Source organism: Pseudomonas sp. NFACC42-2, assembly GCF_900116055.1.
Taxonomy (GTDB): Bacteria; Pseudomonadota; Gammaproteobacteria; order Pseudomonadales; family Pseudomonadaceae; genus Aquipseudomonas; species Aquipseudomonas marginalis.
Genome location: NZ_FOZO01000006.1, coordinates 15629 through 35481, shown reverse-complemented (window position 1 = coordinate 35481; position 19853 = coordinate 15629). Strand labels below are relative to the sequence as shown.

At 62.4% G+C, this 19853-nt stretch carries 20 protein-coding genes; 7 read left to right on the top strand and 13 right to left on the bottom strand.

Annotated elements, in window-relative coordinates; translation table 11 throughout:
- Positions 1-21 precede the first annotated feature (21 nt).
- The 5 genes from mrdA to BM416_RS14080 form a co-directional block, all read right to left on the bottom strand.
- Positions 22-1920, bottom strand: a complete 1899-nt coding sequence (mrdA, locus tag BM416_RS14100; RefSeq protein WP_090401911.1) for a penicillin-binding protein 2 — start codon at positions 1918-1920, stop codon at positions 22-24.
- 15 nt (positions 1921-1935) lie between these two features.
- The gene (gene rlmH / locus BM416_RS14095) at positions 1936-2403 is read right to left on the bottom strand and encodes a 23S rRNA (pseudouridine(1915)-N(3))-methyltransferase RlmH (RefSeq protein ID WP_003176297.1); all 468 of its coding nucleotides are present in this window, start codon (positions 2401-2403) and stop codon (positions 1936-1938) included.
- 9 nt (positions 2404-2412) lie between these two features.
- Positions 2413-2907, bottom strand: coding sequence for a ribosome silencing factor (rsfS, locus tag BM416_RS14090; RefSeq protein ID WP_003176298.1), 495 nt, complete (start codon positions 2905-2907; stop codon positions 2413-2415).
- Positions 2908-2976: 69 nt separating this feature from the next.
- The gene (nadD, locus tag BM416_RS14085) at positions 2977-3621 is read right to left on the bottom strand and encodes a nicotinate-nucleotide adenylyltransferase (RefSeq protein WP_065910068.1); all 645 of its coding nucleotides are present in this window, start codon (positions 3619-3621) and stop codon (positions 2977-2979) included.
- A complete protein-coding gene (locus BM416_RS14080) occupies positions 3621-4886 on the bottom strand; it encodes a glutamate-5-semialdehyde dehydrogenase (protein ID WP_092488464.1) in 1266 nt (421 codons plus the stop codon). Before BM416_RS14080 ends, nadD begins: the two co-directional genes overlap by 1 nt.
- A 175-nt stretch (positions 4887-5061) precedes the next feature.
- On the opposite strand from BM416_RS14080, the gene BM416_RS14075 reads away from it, so the two are divergent.
- A complete protein-coding gene (locus tag BM416_RS14075; RefSeq protein WP_092488463.1) occupies positions 5062-5745 on the top strand; it encodes a DNA-3-methyladenine glycosylase in 684 nt (227 codons plus the stop codon).
- A 25-nt stretch (positions 5746-5770) separates the two neighbouring features.
- Complete coding sequence (locus BM416_RS14070; RefSeq protein ID WP_092488462.1) at positions 5771-7087, top strand: bifunctional DedA family/phosphatase PAP2 family protein; 1317 nt, start codon at positions 5771-5773, stop codon at positions 7085-7087.
- Here the strand turns inward: BM416_RS14070 and BM416_RS14065 are convergent.
- The 4 genes from BM416_RS14065 to BM416_RS14050 all read right to left on the bottom strand — a co-directional run bounded on the left by BM416_RS14065 (position 7081) and on the right by BM416_RS14050 (position 9075).
- On the bottom strand, positions 7081-7296 hold the full coding sequence (locus BM416_RS14065) for a hypothetical protein (protein ID WP_092358216.1): 216 nt from the start codon (positions 7294-7296) through the stop codon (positions 7081-7083). The two genes, BM416_RS14070 and BM416_RS14065, sit on opposite strands and share 7 nt — an antisense overlap.
- Before the next feature lie 100 nt (positions 7297-7396).
- Positions 7397-7987, bottom strand: a complete 591-nt coding sequence (locus BM416_RS14060) for an LON peptidase substrate-binding domain-containing protein (protein WP_027605229.1) — start codon at positions 7985-7987, stop codon at positions 7397-7399.
- Positions 7988-8008: 21 nt separating this feature from the next.
- Positions 8009-8725 (bottom strand): LrgB family protein, encoded by a 717-nt coding sequence (locus BM416_RS14055; protein WP_027605228.1) that lies wholly within the window; start codon positions 8723-8725, stop codon positions 8009-8011.
- Positions 8722-9075: a CidA/LrgA family protein gene (locus tag BM416_RS14050; protein ID WP_092358214.1), complete on the bottom strand. Its 354-nt coding sequence runs from the start codon at positions 9073-9075 to the stop codon at positions 8722-8724. The genes BM416_RS14055 and BM416_RS14050 overlap by 4 nt, the downstream gene beginning before the upstream one ends.
- Before the next feature lie 165 nt (positions 9076-9240).
- Between BM416_RS14050 and BM416_RS14045 the strand changes: the two genes are divergently transcribed.
- The 3 genes from BM416_RS14045 to BM416_RS14035 all read left to right on the top strand — a co-directional run bounded on the left by BM416_RS14045 (position 9241) and on the right by BM416_RS14035 (position 12192).
- On the top strand, positions 9241-9696 hold the full coding sequence (locus BM416_RS14045) for a MaoC family dehydratase (RefSeq protein ID WP_027605226.1): 456 nt from the start codon (positions 9241-9243) through the stop codon (positions 9694-9696).
- A 105-nt stretch (positions 9697-9801) separates the two neighbouring features.
- On the top strand, positions 9802-11520 hold the full coding sequence (locus tag BM416_RS14040) for a C13 family peptidase (RefSeq protein WP_092488461.1): 1719 nt from the start codon (positions 9802-9804) through the stop codon (positions 11518-11520).
- Between the two features lie 30 nt (positions 11521-11550).
- Complete coding sequence (locus BM416_RS14035; protein ID WP_027605224.1) at positions 11551-12192, top strand: oxidoreductase; 642 nt, start codon at positions 11551-11553, stop codon at positions 12190-12192.
- Between the two features lie 37 nt (positions 12193-12229).
- Here the strand turns inward: BM416_RS14035 and BM416_RS14030 are convergent, their stop codons facing one another.
- The 4 genes from BM416_RS14030 to BM416_RS14015 all read right to left on the bottom strand — a co-directional run bounded on the left by BM416_RS14030 (position 12230) and on the right by BM416_RS14015 (position 16451).
- Positions 12230-12514, bottom strand: coding sequence for a YceK/YidQ family lipoprotein (locus BM416_RS14030; RefSeq protein WP_092488460.1), 285 nt, complete (start codon positions 12512-12514; stop codon positions 12230-12232).
- Positions 12507-13136, bottom strand: coding sequence for a flavin prenyltransferase UbiX (gene ubiX, locus BM416_RS14025; protein WP_027605222.1), 630 nt, complete (start codon positions 13134-13136; stop codon positions 12507-12509). Before ubiX ends, BM416_RS14030 begins: the two co-directional genes overlap by 8 nt.
- Positions 13133-14482, bottom strand: coding sequence for a UDP-N-acetylmuramate:L-alanyl-gamma-D-glutamyl-meso-diaminopimelate ligase (gene mpl, locus BM416_RS14020; protein WP_092488459.1), 1350 nt, complete (start codon positions 14480-14482; stop codon positions 13133-13135). Before mpl ends, ubiX begins: the two co-directional genes overlap by 4 nt.
- Positions 14483-14555: 73 nt before the next feature.
- Positions 14556-16451 carry a sigma-54-dependent Fis family transcriptional regulator gene (locus BM416_RS14015; RefSeq protein ID WP_092488458.1) on the bottom strand — a complete coding sequence of 632 codons (1896 nt, stop codon included), beginning with the start codon at positions 16449-16451 and terminating at the stop codon, positions 14556-14558.
- Positions 16452-16723: 272 nt separating this feature from the next.
- On the opposite strand from BM416_RS14015, the gene BM416_RS14010 reads away from it, so the two are divergent.
- Both BM416_RS14010 and eat read left to right on the top strand, forming a co-directional pair.
- Positions 16724-18244 carry an acetaldehyde dehydrogenase ExaC gene (locus BM416_RS14010; RefSeq protein WP_027605219.1) on the top strand — a complete coding sequence of 507 codons (1521 nt, stop codon included), beginning with the start codon at positions 16724-16726 and terminating at the stop codon, positions 18242-18244.
- Between the two features lie 143 nt (positions 18245-18387).
- On the top strand, positions 18388-19821 hold the full coding sequence (gene eat, locus BM416_RS14005) for an ethanolamine permease (RefSeq protein WP_024077594.1): 1434 nt from the start codon (positions 18388-18390) through the stop codon (positions 19819-19821).
- The last annotated feature ends 32 nt before the right edge of the window (positions 19822-19853 follow it).

The window sequence follows — 19853 nt, the reverse complement described above, 5'->3', positions numbered from 1 at the left end:
CTGGAGAGGATGCGGTCAAAATTACTCTTCACTGGCCGTAACCTCTGGGGTTGAAGGGGGGCCGCCATATTCGGGCTTGAGCCTGCCGTCGTCGGCCAGCAACCAGGCGTCCATCACCTGGCGCACCACAGGCGCCGCCACACCGGAGCCGGACTCGCCGTTCTCGACCATCACCGCCACCACGATTTTCGGGTCGTCGGCCGGGGCAAAGCCCACAAACAAGGCGTGGTCGCGGTGGCGTTCCTGGACCTTGGAACGGTCGTATTTCTCGCCCTGCTTGATCGCCACCACCTGGGCGGTACCACTCTTGCCGGCAATACGGTATTGCGCACCGATCGCCGCCTTGCGCGCGGTACCGCGTGCACCGTGCATCACCTGCTGCATGCCGTGGTTGACCTTGGTCCAGTCGGACGGGTCGCGCAGTACGATGTCGGGGATCGGGTTTTCATCCAAAGGCTTTTCGCCTTCGATGGTCCGGGCCAGGTGCGGGCGGTTCCAGATGCCTTTGTTGGCCACCAGCGCCGTGGCCTGGGCCAGTTGCAAAGGCGTGGCCTGCATATAGCCCTGGCCGATGCCGAGGATCAGGGTTTCGCCCGGGAACCATGCCTGGCGGCGGGTCGCACGCTTCCACTCCCGCGATGGCATCAGGCCAGGGGATTCTTCGAACATATCCAGGGAGACTTTCTGACCGAGGCCGAACTTGCCCATGTAGGCGGACAAGCGGTCGATCCCCAGCTTGTGGGCCAGGTCGTAAAAATAGGTGTCGTTGGAACGCATGATCGCGGTATCCAGGTCGACATAGCCGTCACCGGTACGGTTCCAGTTGCGGTATTTGTGATCGTAGTTGGGCAGCATGTAGTAGCCCGGGTCGAATACCCGGCTGGAAGCCGTGACCACGCCCGCGTCCAGGCCGGCAATCGCCACCGCCGGCTTGATCGTCGAACCTGGCGGGTACAGGCCGCGCAACACGCGGTTGAACAGCGGCCGGTCGATGGAGTCGCGCAACTCGGCGTAGGCCTTGAAGCTGATCCCGGTCACGAACAGGTTGGGGTCGAAGCTCGGCTGGCTGACCATGGCCAGCACTTCGCCGGTCTTCGGGTCCAACGCCACCACTGCACCACGCCGGCCACCCAGGGCCATCTCGGCCGCTTCCTGCAGCTTGATGTCCAGGCTCAGCACAATGTCCTTGCCCGGCACCGGGTCGGTACGCTTGAGCACCCGCAGCACACGGCCGCGAGCGTTGGTCTCGACTTCTTCGTAACCCACCTGGCCGTGCAGCTCGGGCTCGTAGAAACGCTCGATGCCAGTCTTGCCGATATGGTGGGTGCCGCTGTAATTGACGGGATCGAGGCTTTTCAGCTCTTTCTCGTTGATCCGCCCCATATAGCCGACAGAGTGGGCAAAGTGCGGCCCTTGGGGATAGTGGCGCACCAGCTGCGCCACCACTTCCACACCCGGCAGGCGGAACTGGTTCACCGCGATCCGCGCAATCTGCTCTTCGGTCAGCTCGAACAGGATCGGCACCGGTTCGAAAGGCCGACGCCCCTGCTTCATGCGTTTCTCGAAGATCACCCGGTCTTCCGGGGTCAACTGCAGCACCTCGACGATGACATCGAGGACCTGCTGCCAATCGCCGGAACGCTCACGGGTCATGCTCAGGCTGAAGCTGGGCCGGTTATCCGCCACCACCACGCCATTACGGTCGAAGATCAGCCCACGGGTCGGCGGAATCGGCTGCACATGCACGCGGTTGTTTTCCGACAACGTAGAGTGGTAGTCGTACTGGATCACCTGCAGGAAATACAGGCGCGCAATCAGCACCCCGATCAGCGCCACCACCATGATCGCGCCAAACACCACGCGCGCGCGTACCAGACGTGCGTCTTTCTCGTGGTCCTTGATGCGGATCGGCTGGGTCATCGGGAGGGGCGCAGATTATTTGTGGTAAGGGTGCCCGGACAGAACTGTCCAGGCGCGATACAGCTGTTCACCGATCAGGATCCTTACCAACGGGTGCGGCAGCGTCAGCGCCGACAGCGACCAGCGCTGGTCCGCCCGCGCGCAGACTTCCGGCGCCAGCCCTTCGGGGCCGCCGACCATGAAGTTGACGGTGCGCGAGTCCAGGCGCCAGCGATCCAGTTCCACCGCCAGTTGCTCGGTGCTCCAGGGTTTGCCGTGCACTTCGAGGGTGACGATGCGCTCGTTGGGGCCGACCTTGGCCAGCATGGCTTCGCCTTCCTGACGGATGAAGCGCGCCACGTCGGCATTCTTGCCCCGGGTGTTGAGCGGTATCTCCACCAGTTCCAGCGACAGCTCGGCGGGCAGACGCTTGGCATACTCGTGCCAGCCTTCTTCCACCCACTTGGGCATGCGTGAACCGACAGCAATCAGACGCAGGCGCACAGCCGTTCCTTATTCCTGGTCTTTGTTGAGCTTGTCGAAGTGCGCGTGGCCCACTTCCGGGCTGTGGTGCTTGCCATCGGCGGCACGGCTCTGCTCGGCGCCTTTCCACAGACGCTCCAGGTCGTAGAACTGACGGGCATTGCTGGTCATCATGTGAACGATCACGTCGTCCATGTCCAGCAGCACCCAGTCGCTGTCGCCCTTGCCTTCTTCACCCAGCGGCTTCACGCCCTGGGCTTTGACGGCTTCGCGAACCTTGTCCAGCATCGCGCCGATCTGGCGGTTGGAGGTACCGGTGGCGATGATCATGAAGTCGGTGATGCTCTGCTTGTCGCGTACGTCCAGGACCTGGATGTCCTGGGCCTTCACGTCTTCCAGGGCGGCAACGGCGACTTTCACCAGCTCTTCGCCAGCCAGTTCCGGGCCAACGTGGGCTTCAACCGGCAGCGGGGCGCTTTTGAACGTGCCTTTGCGTTTTACTTTGCTTACGTCTTTGTTCGTCATAAAAAACTCGTTTTGCTCGTATGTTCGGGCGCTCGCTGCACGAGTGTTCGTGCGTTCAAGCGCGCCTTTTCAGTTCGACGCACGGTAAAGCCCGTGCGCATCGATGTAGGCCAGGACCGCGTCAGGCACCAGGAAACGTACCGACTTCCCGCTGGCCAGCAGTTGACGGATCTGGGTGGCAGACACCGCAAGCGGGGTCTGCCAGACGAATGCAATATTCCCGTTCGGCCCGGTCAGGGCCAAGGGGTCACTTACCGACCGCGCGGCCAGCAGGTTGCGCAAGGCATCCGGCGGTTCGCTGTCGGCATCCGGGCGTTGCAAAACCAGGATGTGGCAGTGCTGGAGGAGTTCCTCCCAGCGATGCCAAGAGGGCAGGCCGCAAAATGCGTCCCAGCCCAAAAGCAGAAACAACTGGTCATCCGCGGCCAACTCAGCGCGCATCAGCTCCAGGGTGTCGACAGTGTAGGACGGTTTATCGCGCTTGAGCTCACGATCATCCACCACCAGCGGCGGTATGCCTTCTACGGCCAGGCGCACCATTTCCAGGCGCTGCTGCGGCGACACCTGCGGGGTATCGCGATGGGGCGGCCGGAAATTAGGGATCAGGCGCAGCTCATCCAGCGCCAAGGCATCCGCGACTTCCAGGGCACTGCGCAAATGGCCGATGTGCACGGGGTCGAAGGTACCGCCGAGCAGCCCGATGCGTTTAGCCATCAAGTGCGCACGTGACCGTCGCCGAACACCACGTACTTCTCGCTGGTCAGGCCTTCAAGGCCAACCGGGCCGCGTGCGTGGAGCTTGTCGGTGGAGATGCCGATCTCCGCCCCCAGGCCATACTCGAAGCCGTCGGCAAAGCGCGTCGAGGCGTTGATCATCACCGAAGCGGAGTCCACTTCGGTGAGGAAACGCCGGGCATCGCTGAAATGCTCGGAGACAATGGCGTCGGTGTGCTTGGAGCCGTACGTGTTGATGTGTTCGATGGCCTGGTCCAGGTCGTCGACGATGCGGATCGACAGGATCGGCGCCGTGTACTCGGTGTACCAGTCCTGCTCGGTGGCTTCGACCACGTCCGCGCCCAACAGGGCACGGGTGCGTTCGCAACCGCGCAGCTCCACGCCCTTGTCACGGTAGATAGCAGCCAGCGGCGGCAGCACGCGCTCGGCAATGCCGACGTGCACCAGCAGGGTTTCCATGGTGTTGCACGGCGCGTAGCGATGGGTCTTGGCGTTGTCGGCGATGCGGATCGCCTTGTCGATGTCGGCGGCGATGTCGATATACACGTGGCAGACGCCGTCCAGGTGCTTGATCACTGGCACCTTGGCATCGCGGCTGACGCGCTCGATCAGGCTCTTGCCACCGCGTGGCACGATCACGTCGATGAATTCCGGCATGGTGATCAGCGCGCCGACAGCGGCGCGGTCGGTGGTTTCCACCACTTGCACCACTTCGGCCGGCAACTCGGCCACGGCCAGGCCCTGCTGGATGCAGGCGGCGATGGCGCGATTGGAATTGATCGCCTCGGAACCGCCACGCAGGATGGTGGCGTTGCCCGACTTGAGGCACAGGCTCGCGGCGTCGATGGTCACGTTCGGACGCGACTCATAGATGATGCCGATCACGCCCAGGGGCACGCGCATCTTGCCGACCTGGATACCGGACGGCAGGTAACGCATATCGCGAATTTCACCGATGGGGTCAGGCAGCTTGGCCACCTGACGCAACCCTTCGATCATGTCGTCGATACGTGCCGGCGTCAGCGCCAGGCGGTCCAGCAAGGCGGGCTCGAGGCCATTGGCGCGGCCGTTGGCCAGGTCCAGTTCGTTGGCGGCAGTCAGCTCGGAGCGCGAAGCGTCCAGAGCATCGGCGGCGGCCAGCAGGGCACGGTTCTTCTGCGCAGTGCTCGCACGGGCGATCAACCGCGAGGCCTGACGGGCAGCGCGACCCAGGCGGGTCATGTAGTCAAGAACGGACTCAGTCATGGTCAGGGAGTCTTGGCAAAGAGGAAAGCGGCAGATTATAGCTGTGACGCCGCCCGACTGACAGCGGTGAGGGGCGGATGGTCGAAATGAACTGTAAAAACCTGGGGTTCAGCCGTAATTAAGGTGGGAGTTGTTATTATTCCGTCACATTTAGCCGTATTAACCCCAGACCACCATGCCCAGTTCTTCACCCCAACTCCCCGCCAGCGCCCTGCCCGACAGCTTCTTCGACCGTGACGCGCAAATACTCGCGCGAGATTTGCTTGGAAAAGTCATCCGCCATCGCGTCGGCGAAAGCTGGCTTTCGGCGCGAATTATTGAAACCGAAGCCTATTACGTGGCCGAAAAAGGCAGCCACGCCTCACTCGGCTACACAGAAAAGCGTAAGGCTTTGTTTCTGGATGGCGGGCATATCTATATGTACTACGCCCGTGGCGGCGATTCGCTGAACTTCAGCGCGCACGGGCCGGGCAATGCCGTGCTGATCAAATCGGCCTACCCCTGGGTCGATGAAACCTCCGGCCCCGCCAGCCTGGCGCAGATGCTGCTGAACAACCCGAATGCCGATGGCAGCCCGCGCGCGTCGCAAAAGCTGTGTGCCGGCCAGACGTTGCTGTGCAAGGCGCTGGGCCTGAAGGTGCCGATGTGGGATGCCAAGCGCTTTGATCAAGAATTGCTCTATGTGGAAGACGTCGGCCAGACACCGACACAGATCATCCAGACCACCCGCCTGGGCATCCCCAGCGGCCGTGACGAGCACTTGATGTACCGCTTCGTCGATGCCGGCTATGCGCCCTACTGCACGCGGAACCCGCTGCGCCGGGGCCAGGTCGAAGGCCGCGACTATTTCCTGATTTGAATCTGTGGCGATGGAGTAACGATTTATGGGCCAATGGCTCGATGGCATTACCGGCTGGCTGACCCTCAACCCGCAATGGCTGGCGGCGGCGGTGTTTATCGTCGCGTGCGTGGAATGCCTGGCCATTGCCGGGCTGATCGTGCCGGGCACGGTACTGCTGTTTGCCATTGCGGCAATGGCTGGCAGCGGCGCCTTGTCCCTGAGTGAAACCCTGCTGCTGGGGTTCCTGGGAGGCTTGCTGGGCGACGGGATTTCCTACTTCCTGGGCCGACACTTCCATCAGAACATCCGCCGCCTGCCCGGCCTGCGCCACCACCCGGAATGGATGAACGGCGCGGAAACCTACTTTCACAAATACGGCATCGCCAGTCTGCTGGTGGGACGTTTCATCGGGCCATTGCGGCCGATGCTGCCGATGGTGGCCGGAATGTGCGACATGCCGTTCCCGCGTTTCGCCCTGGTCAGCCTGCTGGCGGCAGCCGGTTGGTCGGTCGCCTACCTGCTGCCGGGCTGGGCAACCGGCGCTGCGTTCCGCCTGCCATTGCCGGAGGGGTTCTGGCCTGAGGCGGGGGTTGTTACAGCCTGCCTGGCGGCCATGCTGGGACTGAGCCTGCACACCAGCGTGCGCGGCCATCGTCGCGCGACCTTGTGGATAGGGTGCGCCAGCCTGACATTATTGATCGCTCTGTTTATCGGCTATACCCACCTGGATGACTTTGACCAGGGCCTGAGCGCGCTGGTACAGGAACATCGCAGTCCCTGGCTGGACCAGACCATGGTGATGGTGACCCAACTGGGTGAGTTCAAGAAGATGTTCTTCGCCAGCGCCGTATTCACCGGGTTGCTGCTAGTCGCGCGGCAATGGCGTCATGCCGTGTTTGTCGGTGCAACACTGGCCGGGGCGGCGGTGATCAATACCGGGACCAAACTGTTTTTCGCCCGTGGCCGCCCGGAAATCCTCACCGACCCATTGACCAGCTTCAGCATGCCCAGCGGCCACGCCTCCGGTGCGTTTGCGTTTTTCCTGGCGTTGGCGGTGCTGGCCGGTCGCGGACAACCCACGCGCCTGCGCCTGACCTGGATGTTGCTGGGCTGTATTCCTGCGGCCTTCATCGCGCTGTCACGGGTCTACCTTGGCGCCCATTGGCCCACCGACATCCTGGCTGGCACGCTGCTGGCAATGACCGTGTGTGCATTCAGCCTCACCGTCTGCCAGTACCGCAGCCCTTTGCCGCCGATGCCGCAGAAGGCCTGGTGGCTGGTATTACCCGCCGTGGTGGCGGTGCTCGGCTTCATTGCCTTTACCGGCACCCCCCACGCGCTGCTCAGGTATGCCTACTGACCCTGGGTCGGGCCGAGCCAATGAATTGGCGCGGCGCGGCGTTCAACACAACGCTCACGTCGCTCCAGCATCATCTCATCGGCGATTTCCGCGGCGCGTTCAGCGATGTATTCCGGGCCCCGCTTGGCATCCAGCGGCAGCAGCTGCACGGCAATACTGACAAAAAAAACGTCCCAGGCGGCCTGTTCCGATTGCGCTAGCCGAATCATGTTCACCCCCAATCATTGTTGTGTGATCGGTGACTATTTCAGGCGACGCGCAGGGAACAACGAGGAAACCTCTGAAAACCGCGCAGGACAGATCCGAGGCTCAGGCAAACAATTCGCCCTGAAGCTCATCAAGCAGCATCTGGATCGCATCCAGCCGCTGCTGCGGGTCGTCGAGTTGCAGCAGGTCGATCTTGTCGGCCTCAGTGAACGGCAAGAGGTAAGCCAGCTGATTGCCCAAGGCTTGCTGGCCATCGGCGTGAGTGTCCATGTCCAGCGACGCGACCATCGGGTGTTCGGCCAGGGCCTGGAGCAAGGCCAGCAGGTCGGCATCCTCTTCTTCCAGCGCCTGGTCCGGCAGTTCTTCCAGCCATTGCACCTCGGCCACCAGCAACTGGTCCTTCTGCACACCGGCGTCTCGCACGCGGAAGCGCCGCCCGCCTTCGACGCGAATCCCCAGCAGGCCGTTGTCCTGCTGCTTGAAGTCGCGAATCAACGCTTCGCAGCCGATCAAGGCATAGCCATCCGGGGCCATGCCCACCTCCTTGCCATCGAGGATGCACACCACGCCGAAGCTTTCGCCCTTTTTCATGCAGCGGCTGATCATGTCCAGGTAGCGCGCCTCGAACAGTTGCAGGTCGAGGATGCAGCCAGGGAACAGCACGGTATTGAGGGGGAACAGCGCCAGACTCATAAAGGCTTCCTTAAACCCGGTTTAAACAATCACTGACACGGCCAGCGGCAGGAATACCGCTGTGGCTACGCCCATCAGACTCATGGCCAGCGCCGCAAAGGCGCCACACTCTTCGCTTTCCTGCAGGGCCACCGAGGTGCCGACGGCGTGGGCGGTCATGCCCAGCGCCATGCCGCGCGCCTCGGGGCTGTGCACCCCAAGACGCGAGAGTAACGCCGGGCCAACCATCGCGCCCACCACCCCGGTAATCAGCACAAACACCGCCGCCAAGGCTGCCACACCGCCGATCTGTTCGGCCACCAGCATGGCAATCGGCGAGGTCACCGACTTCGGCGCCATGGTCATCAACATCCTGTGTTCAGCGCCGAACCACCAACCCAGCAGTACGCACAGGCCGGTGGCCAACACGCCGCCTATCACCAGCGTAGTAAAAATCGGCCAGAACAATTGCCGAATCCGCCGCAGGTTCAGATAGAGCGGCACCGCCAGGGCCACCGTCGCCGGGCCCAGCAGGATCCCCATGATCTCCGTGCTCTTGCGGTACTCGGCGTAGCTCAGGCCGCACGTGAGCAACACGCCGATCACCAGCAGCATGGAGACCAGCACCGGTTGCAGGAAAATCCAGCGGGTTTTCTCGAAACCCGCCAGCACCAGCTGATAGGCGCCCAGGGTGATCCCGATACCGAACAGCGGGTGATGAATCACCGCCGTCCATGCGCCGTGCCAGTCGAAGATCATTGATCCTGCTCCTTGCGCTTGACCATGCGTTCCATCAACAGCCCGACAAAGCCCATGGCGATCACCAGCGACAACACCAGTGCACCGACGATGGCCCAGAAATCGGCGGCAATATCCCTGGCATACACCATCACCCCCACCGCCGGCGGCACCAGCAGCAACGGCAAGTAGCGCAGCAGGCTGCTGGCCGCCAGGCTCAGGGGCTCGCCGACTTCGCCACGCCAGATCAGGAACCCGAGCATCAACAGCAGGCCGATGATCGGTCCCGGCAGTACCGGCAGCAGCAAATGATTGATCGCCGTGCCGATCAATTGAAACAGCACCAGCCATGTCAGACCGCGTAACAGCATCCGTCCTCTCCCCCCTCAAGACCCGCCCGCATTATAAGCATGCCCGTCCTATGCTCCGGCATTCGCCAAAAGCATGGTGGGTTGACCGGGCTGGTTGGCCATGATGATCTACATTGGTTCTCTGTACCCCATAACAACAGCACCGATGAACCAAGGAGAGACGCAATGCCCTATGTACCCGTAGCGCAGCTCAAAGATTATGTCGGCAAGGAACTGGGACGTTCCGAATGGCTCACCATCGACCAGGCACGTATCAACCTGTTCGCCGAGGCCACTGGCGATCATCAGTTCATCCACGTCGATCCGGTCAAGGCCGCGCAAACCCCGTTCGGCAGCACCATTGCCCACGGTTTCCTGTCGCTGTCGCTGATGCCCAAGTTGATGGAAGACATCCTGATCGTGCCCGAAGGCCTGAAGATGGCCGTCAACTATGGCCTGGACAGCGTGCGCTTTATCCAGCCGGTGAAAGTCAATTCCAAGGTGCGCCTGAACGTGACCCTCACCGACGTCACCGAGAAAAAGCCCGGCCAATGGCTGCTCAAGGCCACCGCCACCCTGGAAATCGATGGCCAGGAAAAACCCGCTTACGTCGCCGAGTCGTTGTCGCTCTACTTCGTGTAAGCCCATCCCTGTGGCGAGCCACTGAAACTCGCCACAGGGTATGTAAATTTATGTATGAAACTCGCAGCTGCGGCATACTCGGCGCTCAATTATCCGGATCCCGCTATGCGCCCACTCGCTCCCCTTGCCCTTGCCCTGTTGCTCACCGCTTGCGGAGACGGCGAATCGCTGTTGCCGCCCGATGCGCGCCTGCCCGATGGCGGCCGTTACCGGGGCGATGTGGTCAATGGTCTGCTGCAAGGCCAGGGCCGCGTGGATTATCCCAACGGCAGCTGGTACGCCGGGCAGTTCGACAAAGGCCAGTGGCACGGCCAGGGCGAATGGCATGGCAGCAACGGCGAAGTCTATAAAGGCCAGTTCCAGCAAGGCCTGTTCGATGGCCAGGGCAACCTGACCACAGCCGGCAGCCACTATGTGGGCGGGTTCAAGAACGGTCGGCGCAACGGCGAAGGCACCCTCAAAGAAGGGCAGATGACCTATCGCGGCGAATTCAAGGACGACCAGTATTCCGGCCTCGGCCGCCTGGAACTGGCGGATGGCAGCCAGTATCAGGGCCAGTTCGCACACGGCAAGCCGAACGGCGAAGGCCAGCGCAATGACGACAGTGGCAACCAGTTCAGCGGCCACTTTGTCGACGGCCAACTGGAGGGCAACGGTACGTTCAACAGCGCCGACGGCGACATCTATGTCGGCCAGTTCAAGCAGAACCAGCTCAACGGCAAGGGCCGTTATGAAAACGCCGATGGCGACGTGTGGATCGGCCAGTTCAAGGAGGGCGCACTCAGCGGCAAGGGCGAGTTGATCGGCGTCGACGGCAGCCACTACGTCGGCCAGTTCAGCGACTGGCGCTTTACCGGCGAAGGCCGCCTGAACCTGACCGACGGCAGCTTCTATATCGGCGGCTTCGACAGCGACAACTATCAAGGCCGCGGCACCCTGGTACTCACCGACGGCACCGTGCAGGCCGGTACCTGGGTCAACGGCATGCGCGTGCGTGATGCCGACGGCACGCTGTTGCCCGACCCGCTGGAAATCGGCGTACTGGCCCAGGGCCGCCTGCTGGACACAGCCCTCGCCGCCGTGCCCGCCTCCACCTCGGCCGTAGAGCTATACACCCTGGCCGTGGCCGGCGACGGTAAACAAAGCGTGTTCCTGCGCGAAGCCGATTACGTCAGCAATATGCTCGCCACCCGCTTCGGCGCACGTGGGCAGATCCGCCTGGTCAACCACCGCGACCATATCGCCGACCGGCCACTGGCCACCCGCGAAAGCCTGCGCCGGGCCGTACAGACCCTGGCCGAGCGCACCGGGCCGGAAGACCTGGTGTTTATCTACATGACCAGCCACGGCACCCACGAACACGAACTGGTGCTGGACCAACCGCGCATGGAACTGGCCGACCTGCCCGCCGACGAACTGGCCGCCGTGCTCGCGCCGCTGAAAAACCGCGACAAGATCGTGGTGATTTCAGCCTGCTACTCCGGCGGTTTCATCCCGGCGCTCAAAGACGAACGCACCCTGATCATGACCGCCTCGCGCGCCGACCGCGTGTCCTTCGGCTGTTCTGAAGAGGCCGACTTCACCTACTTCGGCGACGCCCTCTTCGCCCAGGCCTTCAACCAGACCGACGATTTGCAGCAAGCCTTCAAGCTGGCGCAGTTGCATGTGAGCGAACGCGAACAGGCAGACAACTTCGAAGCGTCCGAACCGCAGATCTGGGCCCCCAAAGGCGTGATCGCCCACTGGCAATTATTACGCAAGCAGCAGGCACGAAAGGCGCTGGAAAGCGTCTCAATGAATAGCAAGGAAGCCAAAGGCAACTAAGCTGTAACGTGTAACAAGGGGGGAAACACCATGTACCTGACACCTCAGCATATCCTGCTCGCTGGCGCCTCTGGCCTCACCGGCGAACACCTGCTCGACCGCCTGCTCAACGAACCTACCGTGACCCGTGTGCTGGCACCCAGCCGCAAGCCGCTGGCCGAGCATCCGCACCTGGAAAACCCTGTGGGCGACCCGGCGGTGTTCCTGCCGCAACTGAGCGGCCAGGTGGATATTGCCTTCTGCTGCCTGGGTACCACCATCAAGAAAGCCGGTTCGGAAGAAGCTTTTCGTGCCGTCGACCTGGATATGGTCGTAGCCTTTGCCAAGCGCGCGCGGGAGATGGGCGCACGGCACCTGATCGTGATCAGCGCGATTGGCGCCGACCCGAAATCCTCGGTGTTCTACAACCGGGTCAAAGGGGAAATGGAACAGGCACTCAAGGCCCAGGACTGGCCGCAGCTGACCATCGTGCGACCTTCGTTGCTGCTGGGGGAACGGCTGGAGCCCCGTTTGGCCGAGCAACTGGCCGGGCCGCTGTCACGGTTGATTCCGGGGAAATACCACGGCATTGAAGTCTGCGAACTGGCCCGGGCCATGTGGCGCCTGGCGCTGGAAGAGCAGGACGGGGTGCGGGTGGTGGAGTCGGACGAACTGCGCAAGCTCGGTAAGTAAGGCGTCCCACATTAGTTCTGTGGTGCCCAGGTCAGCGCTAGAGCCCGCCCGTGGCGTTAAATCCCACACCGAGCACCGTCAACACTGACAGCGGCAATAAAAGCGTGTCGAGCAACGCGCTGGCTGGCAGGTCGACGCCAGGGTAGCTGGGCGCGTCGGCACCGAACCGGTCCTTGGCGCAGCAACCTCCGTTCATTGCATACAAATCCAATCGCGTGCCGGCATACACCACCGGCGCGCCGGGCTGCGCGGCGTCCAGGGTACGCGCGGTGGCGCAGCCGGCCAGTTGCAGCGCCAGTATCACCAACAGCGCCTTATTCATCGCTGCTCAAATGGTGTTCGCCCCAACGCGGCAGCATGTCCTGGGGGATATTCAACAGGTTGAGAATGCGTGCCACCACGAAATCCACCAGGTCATCGATGGTCTGCGGCTGGTGATAGAAGCCGGGCGACGCCGGCAGGATGGTCACCCCCAGGTTCGACAGCTTGAGCATGTGCTCCAGATGAATGCTCGAGTACGGCGCCTCACGCGGCACCAGGATCAACTGGCGGCGCTCCTTCAACGTCACGTCGGCGGCGCGTTCGATCAGGTTGTTGCAAGCGCCGGTGGCAATCGCCGATAGCGTACCGGTGGAGCACGGCACCACGACCATTGCCGCCGGCGCACCGGAGCCCGAAGCCACCGGCGACATCCAGTCTTCCTTGCCGTAGACCTTGATCTGTCCCGCCGCCGCACCGGTGTACTCGGTGAGGAAGGCTTGCATCATCTGCACCTTGGCTGGCAGCGCGACATCAGTCTCGGTGGCCATCACCAACTGCGCGGCCTTGGAGATCAGGAAGTGCACCTCACGGTCTTCGCGCACCAGGCAATCGAGCAGGCGCAAGCCATAGGGTGCGCCGGATGCGCCGGTCATCGCCAGGGTGACGCGCTCCGGGCCACTCATTTCAGGGCCTCGGCCAGTTTGCCGTGCAAGCCGCCGAAGCCGCCGTTGCTCATCACCACCACATGGGTGCCAGGCTTGGCCTGGTGCTTGACGAACTCAATGATGCCCTCGATGGAATCACAGACTTTCGACGGCACCGTGCATTGCGCCGCAATCGCCGGCAGGTCCCAGCCGAGATTGGCTGGGGCATACCACACCACCTGGTCGGCATCGTTAACGCTTTCCGGCAGGCCGTCGCGGTGTGCGCCGAGCTTCATGGAGTTTGAACGCGGCTCGACAATCGCAATGATCGGGGCATCGCCAACACGTTTGCGCAGGCCGTCGAGGGTGGTAGCAATGGCCGTTGGGTGGTGGGCAAAGTCGTCGTAGATGGTAATCCCATTCACGTCGGCGACCTTTTCCATACGGCGCTTCACGCTCTTGAATGCGCTCAACGCAGCAATGCCCATGGACGGCACCACGCCCACATGCCGCGCGGCCGCCAGGGTCACAAGGGCATTGGCGACGTTGTGCTGGCCAGTCATGTCCCACTCGACGATGCCTTGGGCCTCGCCTTCAAACAGCACTTCAAACCGGGAACCGTCTTCACTGAGCAACTTGACCTGCCATTGCCCACCCACGCCGGTGGTTTGCACCGGGGTCCAGCAGCCCATCTCGATCACGCGCTGCAAGGCCGGCTCGGTAGTCGGGTGGATGACCAGGCCTTCGCTCGGAATGGTGCGTACCAAATGATGGAACTGCCGCTCGATGGCCGCCAGGTCGGGGAAGATGTCGGCGTGATCGAACTCAAGGTTGTTGAGGATCGCGGTGCGCGGACGGTAGTGGACGAATTTGGAGCGCTTGTCGAAGAACGCACTGTCGTACTCGTCGGCTTCGATCACGAAGAACGGCGTATCGCCCAGGCGCGCCGACACCGAGAAGTTCTGCGGCACGCCGCCGATCAGGAAGCCCGGGCTCATGCCCGCGTGTTCCAGCACCCAGGCGAGCATGCTGCTGGTGGTGGTCTTGCCGTGGGTGCCGGCAACGGCCAATACCCAGCGCCCTTGCAGCACATGGTCGGCCAGCCATTGCGGGCCGGACACGTAAGGCAAGCCTTTGTTGAGCACGTATTCGACAGCCGGATTGCCCCGGGACATGGCATTGCCGATCACCACCAGGTCCGGCACCGGGTCGAATTGCGCCGGGTCGTAACCCTGGGTCAGCTCAATGCCCTGGGCCTCGAGTTGCGTGCTCATGGGTGGGTAAACATTGGCATCGGAGCCCGTTACGTGATGGCCCAGTTCTTTGGCCAGAACCGCCATCGAACCCATGAAGGTGCCGCAGATACCAAGAATATGAATGTGCATAGTCGACCTCGTAAACATCGAGGCAGGTTAGCGCAGGGGGGCGAAAATCGCACTCTTTAGCTGTAGGACCGATCTATGGCGCAGCCCGTGCAATACCGTGCCGGCGCAGCTTTCTATACAACGTGTTACGGCTGACACCCAGCTGCTCCGCCGTATGGGTCATGTGCCAGCGTTGTTGCTCCAGGGCCGTGAGCAGGGCGAGTCGCTCGGCGTCGCCCAGGGGCGACTCTGCAAGCCTGGTCTCGACCACAGCTTGCGGCCGTGCCTGGCGAATCAACGCGGGCAGATCCTCAAGGCCGACCCGCCCGTTGTCACACAGCGCCGCCAGCGTTCGCAACACCGTACGCAGTTGCCGGACGTTGCCGGGCCAGGCGTAGGTCAGCAGCGCCGAACGCGCCGCCGGGTCGAGTTTTATGCTCTGGCCGCCCGCCTCCTGCGCCAGCAGGAAATCCAGCAACTGAGGCTTATCGCTACGCTCACGCAACGCTGGCAAACCGACTTCCAGGCCGTTGAGGCGGTAATACAGGTCTTCCCGAAAACTTCCGTCCTGCACGCGCTCCAGCAAATTCCGGTGGGTCGCGCTGATAATTCTGACATCAACCGCCTGGGGCTCGCCGCCGATGGGCACCACCATGCGGTCCTCCAGCACCCTTAACAGGCGCGTCTGCAGCGCCAACGGCATATCGCCGATTTCATCGAGGAACAGCGTACCGCCGTCGGCCTGTTGCAACTTGCCCTGCATGCCGTCCTTGCGCGCGCCGGTAAAGGCGCCGCCGCGATAGCCGAACAGTTCGCTTTCGATCAGGCTTTCCGGGATGGCGGCGCAGTTGAGGGCAACGAACGCTTTGTCGGCACGCTGGCTGGCGTGATGCACCGCCTTGGCGAAGGCCTCTTTGCCGGAGCCGGTTTCGCCGTTGATCAGCAGGGGCACATCGCGCTCGAATACCCGCAGCGCTTTGCGGAAGTCGCTCTGCAGCGCCGGGTCGCCCAGGCAGATACCGGCCAGGCGCACGGGCTCAGGCTTGGCGATGGGCGCGGGCACACTGCGCGATTGACCACGCAAAGCCGCGAACAAGTGCCGGCCATCCCGCGTGCGCAATGGCCAACTGGCGGTGGCATTGGCACTGGCGCGACCGAGCAGTTGGTCCAGGGAGCACTCGAACAACGCCTCCACCGGTTGCCCCAGCAACCCGCCACGCACCTGCCCCAGCAGGTTGAGTGCGCTCTGGTTGACGGCACAAATCCGCCCTTCGCCGTCAAACGCCAACAACCCTTCGCTGAACAGGCCCACCGACTCGGCCTGCAGGTGAAAGCGCAGCAGCCAATGGTTTTCGAAGTGACGCAGGAAGTAGCAACTCTCGATCATCTTCGCCGACAGGTTGACCAGCGCCATGGTGTGGAACTGGCTCTGGCGCGACACCTCCTCCCGGGCCGACGACACGTCCAGCACCGCCAAGAGGTCGCCGTGGGGGTCGAACACCGGGCTCGCCGAACAGGTCAGCCCGGTGTGACGCCCACGAAAATGTTCGTCGCGATGAATGGTCAACGACTGGCGTTCCACCAGGCAGGTGCCGATGCCGTTGGTGCCCTCGCACGCTTCGCTCCAATCGGCACCGAGCCACAACCCGGCGCGTTCGAAAATCTTGCGCTCGGACGGTGCTGTGACACAGTTGAGGATCACCCCACGGGCATCGGTCAGCAGCACCGCATGGCCAGCGCCCGACAGTTGCTGGTGCAGGCTGTTCATCTCGCTGCCGGCGATATGCAGCACCTGTTGCAGGCGTTCGCGGCTTTCCAGCAGACGGCCGTGCTCAAGCACCGTAGGGGCGATGGTCTGGGCAGGATCGAGGTGGTAGTCCTCCAGGCAGCGCAGCCAGGAGCGGGCGATGGACGGGTCGCTCGACGGGTCGCGCCCACGCGCCACAGTAAGGACTTGCTGGGCATGGCGACTGAAATGATCGTTGTGCATGTTCTTATTATTCTCCCTGCGTGAGAGCCCCCAGCATCCCCCAGGCACCCAGCCAATGCAATCCCGGACCGACCCGTCGGTCACGGCCTGTACCGTTTATGGCACAAACTGTCACAGCGCCTGTATCACCCGTGTCACAGCAACGCCTTGCAACAAACCCCAAGCTCTTGATTTTCCTGGTCTGCAAAGCAGTGGCCCAACCTTTGCTCTACGCTTTATCAAGCGCTTGCGCGCTGCACTCCAATAAACATAAAAGCCAGGAGATACCCACCATGCGTTACGCACACCCCGGTACTGAAGGCGCGATCGTTTCGTTCAAGGCCAAGTACGGCAACTACATTGGTGGCGAATTCGTTGCCCCGGTCGATGGCAACTATTTCACCAACACCTCGCCGGTCAACGGCAAGCCTATCGCCGAATTCCCGCGCTCCACTGCCAAAGACATCGACAAGGCGCTGGACGCCGCCCACGCTGCCGCTGACGCCTGGGGCAAGACCTCGGCCCAGGACCGCTCGCTGGTGCTGCTGAAAATCGCCGACCGCATCGAACAGAACCTCGAACTGCTGGCCATCACCGAAACCTGGGACAACGGCAAGGCCGTGCGTGAAACCCTCAACGCCGACATCCCGCTGGCCGCCGACCACTTCCGCTACTTCGCCGGTTGCATCCGCGCCCAGGAAGGCACCAGCGCCGAAATCAACGAACACACCGCGTCCTACCACTTCCACGAGCCGCTGGGCGTGGTCGGCCAGATCATCCCGTGGAACTTCCCGCTGCTGATGGCCGCATGGAAACTCGCCCCGGCCCTGGCCGCCGGCAACTGCGTGGTGCTCAAGCCTGCCGAGCAAACACCGCTGGGCATCAATGTGCTGCTGGAAGTCATCGGCGACCTGCTGCCACCGGGCGTGCTGAACGTGGTGCACGGCTTCGGCAAGGAAGCCGGCGAAGCCCTGGCCACCAGCAAGCGCATCGCCAAGATCGCCTTCACCGGCTCCACCCCGGTGGGTTCACACATCATGCATGCGGCGGCCGAGAACATCATTCCGTCCACCGTCGAGCTGGGCGGCAAGTCGCCGAACATCTTCTTCGCCGACATCATGAAAGCCGAACCGTCGTTCATCGAGAAAGCCGCCGAAGGCCTGGTGCTGGCGTTCTTTAACCAGGGCGAAGTGTGCACCTGCCCATCCCGCGCGCTGGTGGAAGAGTCGATCTACGACGACTTCATGAAAGTGGTGATGAAGAAAGTCGAGCAGATCAAGCGCGGCGACCCGCTGGACACCGACACCATGGTCGGCGCCCAGGCGTCCGAGCAGCAGTTCGACAAGATCCTGTCCTACCTGGAAATTGCCAAGGGTGAAGGCGCGCAATTGCTCACCGGCGGCAAGGTCGAGCAGCTCACCGGCGATATGGCCGGCGGCTATTACATCCAGCCGACCCTGCTCAAGGGCACCAATGAAATGCGCGTGTTCCAGGAAGAAATCTTCGGCCCGGTGGTGAGCATCACCACCTTCAAGGACGAAGCCGAAGCCCTGGCGATTGCCAACGACACCGAGTTCGGCCTGGGCGCCGGCGTGTGGACCCGCGACATCAACCGCGCCTACCGCATGGGCCGCGCGATCAAGGCGGGCCGCGTGTGGACCAACTGCTATCACCTGTACCCGGCGCATGCCGCGTTTGGCGGTTACAAGAAGTCCGGTGTGGGCCGTGAGACCCACAAGATGATGCTGGATCACTACCAGCAGACCAAGAACCTGCTGGTGAGCTACGACATTAATCCGTTGGGCTTCTTCTAACTAACCCCTCCCACAGTTGAAATGCACTCAAATGTGGGAGGGGCTTGCCCTCTCCCACACTTAGCTCTCCACAAGTACTTGCCAATTGCATTCGGCACACAGAGGCCGAGTTAAAAAACAATAACAATGAAAGGTACTTTCCCATGCCTAGCGAACCGACTGGATCTTCTGTCGACTTCGAAAAAGTCGACTCCCAATACTTCCAACAACGCGAACTGAAAAAAGGCGCCGCCGGCTGGGTCCTGCTGGTTGGTCTTGGCGTTGCCTACGTCATCTCCGGCGACTACGCCGGCTGGAACTTCGGCCTGGCCCAGGGTGGCTGGGGCGGGATGTTCCTCGCCACATTGCTGATGGCCACCATGTACCTGTGCATGTGCTTCTCCTTGGCCGAACTGTCTTCCATGATCCCCACCGCCGGCGGTGGCTACGGTTTTGCCCGCAGTGCCTTCGGGCCCTGGGGCGGGTTCCTGACGGGCACCGCCATCCTGATCGAATACGCCATCGCCCCCGCCGCCATCGCGGTGTTTATCGGCGCCTATTGCGAGTCGCTGTTCGGCATCGGCGGCTGGATGATTTACCTGGCGTTCTACATCATCTTTATCGGCATCCATATCTTTGGCGTCGGCGAAGCCTTGAAGCTGATGTTCGTGATCACCGCCATCGCCGCGATTGCGCTGGGCGTGTTCCTGGTGTCGATGGTGCCGCACTTCAATGTCGCCAACCTGCTGGATATTCCGGTGACCGAGGCCAAGGGCGCCAGCACCTTCCTGCCATTCGGCTATGTCGGCGTGTGGGCGGCGATCCCCTATGCGATCTGGTTTTTCCTCGCCGTAGAGGGCGTTCCCCTGGCCGCCGAAGAAACCAAGAACCCCAAGCGCGACCTGCCCCGGGGCCTGATCGGCGCCATTGTGGTGCTGACCAGCTTTGCCCTGTTGATCCTGGTGATCGCACCGGGCGGCGCGGGCACCTACGCGCTGGTCAAATCCGGTAACCCGCTGGTGGAAGCGCTGGCGTTGTCCTACGGCGGTTCGACCTGGATGGGCAGCTTCGTCAACCTGGTCGGCCTGGCCGGACTGATCGCGAGCTTTTTCTCGATCATCTACGCCTATTCACGGCAGATCTTTGCCTTGTCCCGTGCCGGCTACCTGCCGCGCAAACTGTCCCAGACCAACAAGAGCAAGGCACCGGTACTGGCGCTGGTGATCCCCGGGATTATCGGCTTTGGCCTGTCGCTGACCGGCCAGGGGGATTTGTTGATTCTGGTGGCGGTGTTTGGCGCGACCATTTCCTACGTGCTGATGATGGCCGCGCACATCACCCTGCGCATCCGTCGCCCCAAAATGGACCGTCCTTATCGCACGCCGGGCGGCATCTTCACCTCCGGTGTCGCCCTGGTACTGGCCTGCGTGGCCGTCGTTGCGGGCTTTCTGGTGGATCCACGGGTGGTGATTGGCGCCGCGATCATCTATGGAGTATTAATTGCTTACTTTGCTTTCTACAGCCGGCATCACTTGGTAGCAGGCACGCCCGAAGAAGAATTCGCCGCGATCCAGGCCGCAGAGGCCGCCTTGCACTAACTGCCGTAAACCTCGACGCGGGTTCCTCTCCT